At 64.9% G+C, this 6,481-nt stretch carries 5 protein-coding genes; 3 read left to right on the top strand and 2 right to left on the bottom strand.

The features are described 5' to 3' along the window. Window positions 1-43: 43 nt before the first annotated feature. Together GY937_27185 and GY937_27190 are read right to left on the bottom strand one after the other, a co-directional pair. Entirely contained in the window at window positions 44-646 is a 603-nt protein-coding gene (locus GY937_27185) for a 2-hydroxychromene-2-carboxylate isomerase (GenBank protein MCP5060399.1), read from the bottom strand. After that, window positions 646-1,212, bottom strand: coding sequence for a DUF427 domain-containing protein (locus GY937_27190; GenBank protein MCP5060400.1), 567 nt, complete (start codon window positions 1,210-1,212; stop codon window positions 646-648). Before GY937_27190 ends, GY937_27185 begins: the two co-directional genes overlap by 1 nt. An 86-nt stretch (window positions 1,213-1,298) precedes the next feature. On the opposite strand from GY937_27190, the gene GY937_27195 reads away from it, so the two are divergent. The 3 genes from GY937_27195 to GY937_27205 are packed head-to-tail and all read left to right on the top strand — an operon-like array spanning window position 1,299 to window position 6,347. After that, window positions 1,299-3,491 (top strand): adenylate/guanylate cyclase domain-containing protein, encoded by a 2,193-nt coding sequence (locus GY937_27195; protein ID MCP5060401.1) that lies wholly within the window; start codon window positions 1,299-1,301, stop codon window positions 3,489-3,491. A gap of 55 nt (window positions 3,492-3,546) precedes the next feature. Beyond that, window positions 3,547-5,013 (top strand): tetratricopeptide repeat protein, encoded by a 1,467-nt coding sequence (locus tag GY937_27200; GenBank protein MCP5060402.1) that lies wholly within the window; start codon window positions 3,547-3,549, stop codon window positions 5,011-5,013. Next, window positions 5,013-6,347 carry a hypothetical protein gene (locus GY937_27205; GenBank protein MCP5060403.1) on the top strand — a complete coding sequence of 445 codons (1,335 nt, stop codon included), beginning with the start codon at window positions 5,013-5,015 and terminating at the stop codon, window positions 6,345-6,347. Before GY937_27200 ends, GY937_27205 begins: the two co-directional genes overlap by 1 nt. Window positions 6,348-6,481: the final 134 nt, after the last annotated feature.

Consider the following 6,481-nt stretch of genomic DNA (forward strand, 5'->3'; position numbering starts at 1 on the left):
CTTCCGCTGGCATCCTGGACGAGGCGGACCGGCCGGCCTCGACTCAGAGATCACCCAGGGTCGCCCTGGCCACCGCATCCCCGAGCCGATCATTTCCCCAGAACAACTCGTCTCCCACACGTAGTGTCGGCGCCCCAAAGAGTCCAGCCTCCCGAGCCTGCTCCGTCTGCTCGCGCAGACGTTGCTTGTTCTCCGCCGTATCCGCCGCTTGAAGAACCGCAGCGGGCGCCTCGCCGAGTGCCTCGAGGATGTTCGTAACGACCGCGACGTCTCCGATCTCGCGATCGTCCGCAAAGTTCGCGTGGTAGATATCGCGCACGAACGCGGGGCCGAACCCGCGGTCGATCGCAACCAGTGCAACCCTTGTTGCCAGCAGCCCGTTCCGCGGAAACACGGAAGGCTTTCGGAACGAAAGCCCGTAGCCGTTACAAAGCCGCTCCATATCGCGCCACATGTAGCGACCCTTCGCCGGGTAGAGATTGAAGGGCGAATCGTTCCAGCCCTGGGCTCGAAAGATCGGGCCCAACAAGAACGGTTTCCACAGGATCTCGGCCCCGGCCGCCGCAGCGATCGTGTCGATGCGCATCGCGGTGAGATACGAGTAGGTGCTTGCAAACTCGAACCAGAACTCGATCGGCCGCCCCACTACCAATCCTCCGTACCGGGCTCGCCCTTGAACGGGCCCTTGATCTCATCCGTTACCCAGCCACCGTAGAACCGGCCGGGTTGGGCTCCCACGCGTTCCCCGCCCAGGTAGCAGCTGAGGGCGCGACCGGGATAGATCGCCAGGAAGTCACGCAAGGGCTCGAAACCTTCGTCGGGCTCCGGGTAGGACCAGGCGGCATTCTCGGCGTAGACATCCCCGACCCTCAGGTCGAAATAGCGGGCCAGTCCCTTCCATTCGCAGAAGCTCTCGAGTTCACTCGGCACGAACGCGCCAGGGGCCACGTCCGCGGGGGGCACGTAGTACACGGGTGGACTCGCCGTCTCGACCACGCGCAGTGCCTGCGTCGAAGCCGCTACGACCCGCCCGGCAAGCAACACCCGCACCGGCCGGCGAGCGGGTTCCAACCGCGGGGGACGCGGGTAGTCCCAAACGGATTCGTCGCCAGGCCCGATCGCTTCGCGCTCGGCAGGTTTCGAGCGTTTCTTGGTGCGCCAATGGGCGCGGGCTGCAGCCAGATCCGGCGGGCGTCCGTAACGATCCTCCATGGCCGGCACGGTAGCGCTGTCCCGCCGGCCCGAGCATGCCTCCCGGGCGGGTTCAAGGCCCGAAGGCTTGTCTCCGACCTATAGGTATGGCCCGCACCCGCATCCTGGCTCCGCTGCTCGTCCTGGTGGCCGTGCTGTGCCTGGTTCGCGTCCAGCCGGGCCCTCTCGTGAGCCTGCGCAATCAGGTCTTCGACCAGTTCCAACGCAACTGGCCGCGCCCGTGGCAAGATGCGGGTGTGCGCGTGATCGATATCGACGAGACCAGCCTGGTAAGAGTTGGACAATGGCCTTGGCCGCGACGCGTGATCGCCGATCTGGTCGACCGCGCCCATGCCCAGGGCGCAGCGGCACTTGCCTTCGATATCGTGTTTGCCGAGCCCGATCGGATGGGCCCAGCGCCGATCGCGCGCGCGTGGCCGGATCTGGATCCGGGGGTTCGGGCGCAACTCGATGCTCTGCCCGACCCGGACACAGTGCTCGCAAAGCAGCTGGCCGCCGGCCCGACGGTCACCGGTTTCTTCCTCGTCTCCGCCGATGCGGATGAGCGCCTTCCCGCACGGAAGTTCTCGATCGGGGTCAAGGCCGATGCAGCATCGGAACGGGATCCCCTGCGTCGCGTTCCGACCTTCTCGGGCGCCGTACCTAGCCTTGCCAACCTCGAAGGGGCCGCGTGGGGCAACGGATCCCTCAACGGCCGGATCGATCTGGATGGCGTCCACCGGCGCGTGCCTCTGGTGTTCCGTCACGGCGAGACACTGGTGCCAGGCCTGGGCCTCGAAGCACTTCGCGTGGCCGTCGGTGGTCGTGGCTACATCATCCGGGCCGAGAACTCCGACGATGACCTCGGAATTTCTTCGATCGCGATCCCACCCCACTTCGAAGTCCCCACGGATCCCGAGGGAGCCGCGTGGATCCATTTCACCGATACCCCGAAAAGCCGTGTCATCTCGGCATGGGAGGTGCTCGAAGGCAAAGCCGCTCCAGGCAGCCTGGACGGCGCGATCGCGTTCCTGGGCACGAGTGCCATCGGCCTGAAGGATCAGCGCGCGACGCCCCTCGATCCAGCGTTGCCCGGAGTGATGCTGCATGCAGAGTTGGTGGAGCAGATCCTGCTCGGTCACCACCTGGAGCGACCAGGCTTCGCGCTCGGACTCGAGTGGACAGCCATGGCCGTACTCGGCCTGACCGTGCTCTTGCTCGTTCGCTTCGCCAGCGCGCTCGTGGGCGCGGGCGTATTGCTCTTGGCGAGCGCGGCGGCAATCGGAGGGAGCGTCTGGGCGTTCACGGAACGCGCCTGGCTCTTCGATCCGGTGATTCCCACCCTCGGCGTGTTCGCGGTCTTCCTGGTCGGATCGGTGTTGGGCCACCTATCCGAGGAAAGCCAACGCCGTCATGTGCGCGGTGCCTTCGCTCACTACCTCTCGCCAACCCTGGTCGCCGAACTCGCGCGAGATCCGGAGCGGCTTCGCCTGGGCGGCGAGATGCGTGAACTCACGTTCCTCTTCTGCGACGTGCGGGGCTTCACGAGCTTGTCGGAGAGGATGGATCCCCAGGCACTGACTCGGCTCGTCAACCGGCTGCTCACACCCCTCAGCGAAGCCATCCTCGAGCACCAGGGCACGATCGACAAGTATATGGGCGATTGCGTGATGGCCTTCTGGAATGCCCCTCTGGACGTTCCCGACCATGCACGCCTCGCTTGTCAGGCTGCCCTGGCCATGAACGAGGCATTGGCCGGGCTGAATGCGGAACTCGAACGCGAAGAACCCGGCGATCTTGGGCCGCTCCGGGTCGGCATCGGAATCAACACCGGACATGCGTGCGTCGGCAACCTGGGCAGCGAGCAGCGCTTCGACTATTCGGTGATCGGCGACGCCGTGAACCTCGCGTCCCGCCTCGAGGGGCAGTCGAGGACCTACGGCATCGACATCATCCTCGGCGACGAGACCTTCCGCGCCGTGCCGGAACTCGCGACCCTCGAGCTCGATCTCATCCGTGTGAAGGGCAAGCAAGAAGCCGTCCGGATCCACGCGTTGCTTGGCGATGAAGACTACGCCGGCACTCCAGCTTATCTGGAGCTGAGGGCAGAGCACGATGGGCTCTTGAAGGCGTATCGGACCGGCGCCTGGGAAGAAGCACTCGGGCGCTGCGAAGCCTGCGCGGAAGCCGCACCCGAGCTGGAAGGCTTGTACGCGTTGATGCGTGAGCGGATCGAGGGGTTCCGGGTGGAACCCCCCGCACAAGACTGGAACGGGGTGTTCACAGCCTCATCGAAATGACCTGAAGGTGCGGGTCAACGGACACGCAGCTTCTCGAGCAAAACACCCTCTCCAGTTGGGGAACCTGTTGGCCGATGCGGTTCGCATGCGCCGCATGAATTCGTACCGAGCCCGATTTCACCAAGCGCGATTCCTCTGGCTGTTGGCGACGACCCTGCTGGTGGCGTCGGCCGCCGGGGGCCAGGTCCTCCAACCGGAGCGCGAGCAGGAGGCCGCGCAGCAGGGAATTCGCAGCAGCCGAGAGGCTCAGGCCACAGCGGCCGAAGCCGCGGAGCTTCCGGCGACGCGCTCGGACATCACCTACGCCGACGTGCTTGCAAACCCGGACGACCCCGAGCTCAACATCCGCTGGGCAGATGCCCAGGTGGCGCGGGGAGATCTGAAGGGAGCCGCTGCGACCCTGGAGCGAATCCTGCTCCTTCAACCAGAGCTGGCAAACGTCCGGCTCTACCACGCGATCGTGTTGTTCCGGCTCGACGATCTCGATGGCGCTGAATCCGAGCTCGAGCGGGTTCGCCAGGCGGAACTGACCGCGGAGCTTGCGGCGAGCGCGATCGACTACAGCCGTCGCATCGAACGGCGAAGGCGCCGAACCCGAGGCAGCTTCTCCGTCACCGGCGGGGCCCAATACGACAGCAATCGGAACTCGGCACCTCACTCCGACACCCTGCTCGTGCGCGATTTCCGCTTCCAGCTCGGTGATGGCCTCACCGAGGACGACGACTACAGCTACCTGACGATCGCCGAACTCGTCATGGAACGAGACGTAGGCGATCAGGAACAGCACACGCTCTTCGGAGCGCTCAGCTTCTACAACGCAGAGCAGGAAAAACTGGAACGCTTCGACGTGCGCTCCGGTACGGGACAAGCGGGCCTTCGGTTGCGCACGCCGGAGACGGATTGGACGATGCGGCTGATCGCGGGCCTGGTGGATCTCTCAGCCGAGAAATTCGTGCGCAGCATCGCAGGAGAAGTTCGCGCCGAGCGGCGACTCTCTTCCCGCTTCCGGGCTGGGGGGCTCGTGCGTCTGGAATCATTCGACTACGACGGCATCCCGGATTCGCCGCGGGCCTACGAACGCACTGGCCTCGAAACGACCCTCGGCGGCGATCTCCAGTGGATCCACTCCCCGAGCCATCGCACCCGGTTGGCCTTGGGATTTCGCAACCGTTCGGCCCAGCGTCGTTTCTACTCGTATTGGGGCCCCATGCTGGGCTTCCAGCACACCTGGCTCCCCGGTGGCGGGCAGTTCGTACTGGCCAGCACCTCCCTGGATTGGAACCGCTACAAGGACGCCCAATCGTTCATCTCGACGAAGATCCGACGTGAAGCCATCATCCGCTCGCGCGTGATGTATGGGGCGCCGCTCTCGTTCCTCTCGGGCGGCCTGATCAGGGGCGACCTGGCGGAGCTCGTACTCTCGTTGACCGGCGAGTACCTCTGGAGTTCTTCGAATCTGCCGAATTTCACCTATGACAACCTGAAACTGGGTTTCCTGGTCTCCAAGCGTTGGGAGTTCTGATGCTGCGGAATCTCTCACCTGGCGGCCTTGTCGCTCTCTGCCGCGTGTTCGCATTGCTGTTGCTCGCGGCTCCGGCCGCATCCTTCCAAGCCGGTGTTGCGGCAGCTGTTCGCGGTGCGGTTCAGGTCGACCGGCCACCTCAGGTAGGCCTCTCGGTGAAGAGCGGCGACCCCATCCACATGGGCGATGTGATTCGTACCGATCATCAGGGCGGCCTGCAGATCCTGTTGCTCGACGAAACCGTCTTCACACTTGGGCCCGACAGCGAGATGACGATCGACGAGTTCGTCTACGATCCGAACGTCAGCGGTGGACAGGTCGATGCCACGCTCGCCAAGGGTGTGTTCCGATTCGTCACCGGCAAAGTCGCACGCGACGAGCCGGAGAACATGAACCTGGCGTTACCCGAGGGCAGTATCGGGATCCGCGGAACGATCGCAGCCGTGAGGGTCGGAGATTCGGAGAGCGTCGTTGCGCTCCTCGGACCGGGCCCGTTCAACGATGCGGATGAACGGGTGGGCGGCCTCCACGTGCGCACGCCGGGCGGCGCAGAGGAACTCGTGACGCCGGGATTCGGGGTGCGCCTCGTCGGCGCTGCACCCCCATCCGCACCTTTCCATGTGGATGCTGCGGATCTGGGCTTCCTTCCCGCCCTGCCGACCGGGAGCCCTCCGCCACTACCTCGAGACACGCGACCGATCGGGCCCCAACATCCCAAGCGAGCCGCAGGCGCACTGCTCGTCTCCGGTCAGGAGGCCAGCGTCGCGCCCAGTCGCGTGGCGCTCCGGAGCGACGCCATCGAAGACCTGGATCCCTCTCCCTTCCAAGGCGCCGATGGAGCGGGGCTTGCCGAACTCGTCAACACGACGGCTCCGCTCGCGTATCCCCCCGGTCTGACCTCCGTGCAGCAGCTCGTTCAGTTCTCGGATGTCTTCCAGGGGAAGTACGTGTGGAAGGAGACCGGGGCACTCCTGAAGCCGCCGAACCTTGGAGTGTTCGACGCAGATGTCGTGCTCGATTTCGGCAGACGAGACATCTCGTTCAAATTCCACAACTTCAGTTCGACCACCTTCATGACGGGCGGAGCTTCACCAGGCTTCGTGACCCTCGTGCCCTGGGGTAACGGTGCCGGTGGCGACGCGAAGTTCATCCTATCGGGCAGCTACTTCGAGGTTTCGTCGAACTGCCCCTGCAATGTCATCTTGACCGCTGACTTCCTGAACAAGAACAACCTGCCGGCTCAGGAGGGCATCTTCGTCGTGAAGATCGACGACGGCGGGACGTTCGCCACGACACCTCCCTACCAGGGCCCGCCGACACTGATTCTTCCCTAGGAGTCTGCGCGGTAGAAGCGAGATCGGCCGCGTAGCGTGGGATTCTCGGTTGAATTGTTGCGGTGAGTAGGGTCTGGGGCGCCCGGGACCGCGAAGGCTCCGGATCGGGTGTGAGCCGGGGTTGCCCTGGAAGC

Source organism: bacterium, assembly GCA_024228115.1.
In the GTDB taxonomy this organism is placed as follows: domain Bacteria; phylum Myxococcota_A; class UBA9160; order UBA9160; family UBA6930.

Coding starts and splice junctions, on each gene's coding strand:
- GY937_27190 (MCP5060400.1), bottom strand. CDS start 1,212: ATGGAGGATCGTTACGGACGCCCGCCGGATCTGGCTGCAGCCCGCGCC.
- GY937_27195 (MCP5060401.1), top strand. CDS start 1,299: ATGGCCCGCACCCGCATCCTGGCTCCGCTGCTCGTCCTGGTGGCCGTG.
- GY937_27205 (MCP5060403.1), top strand. CDS start 5,013: ATGCTGCGGAATCTCTCACCTGGCGGCCTTGTCGCTCTCTGCCGCGTG.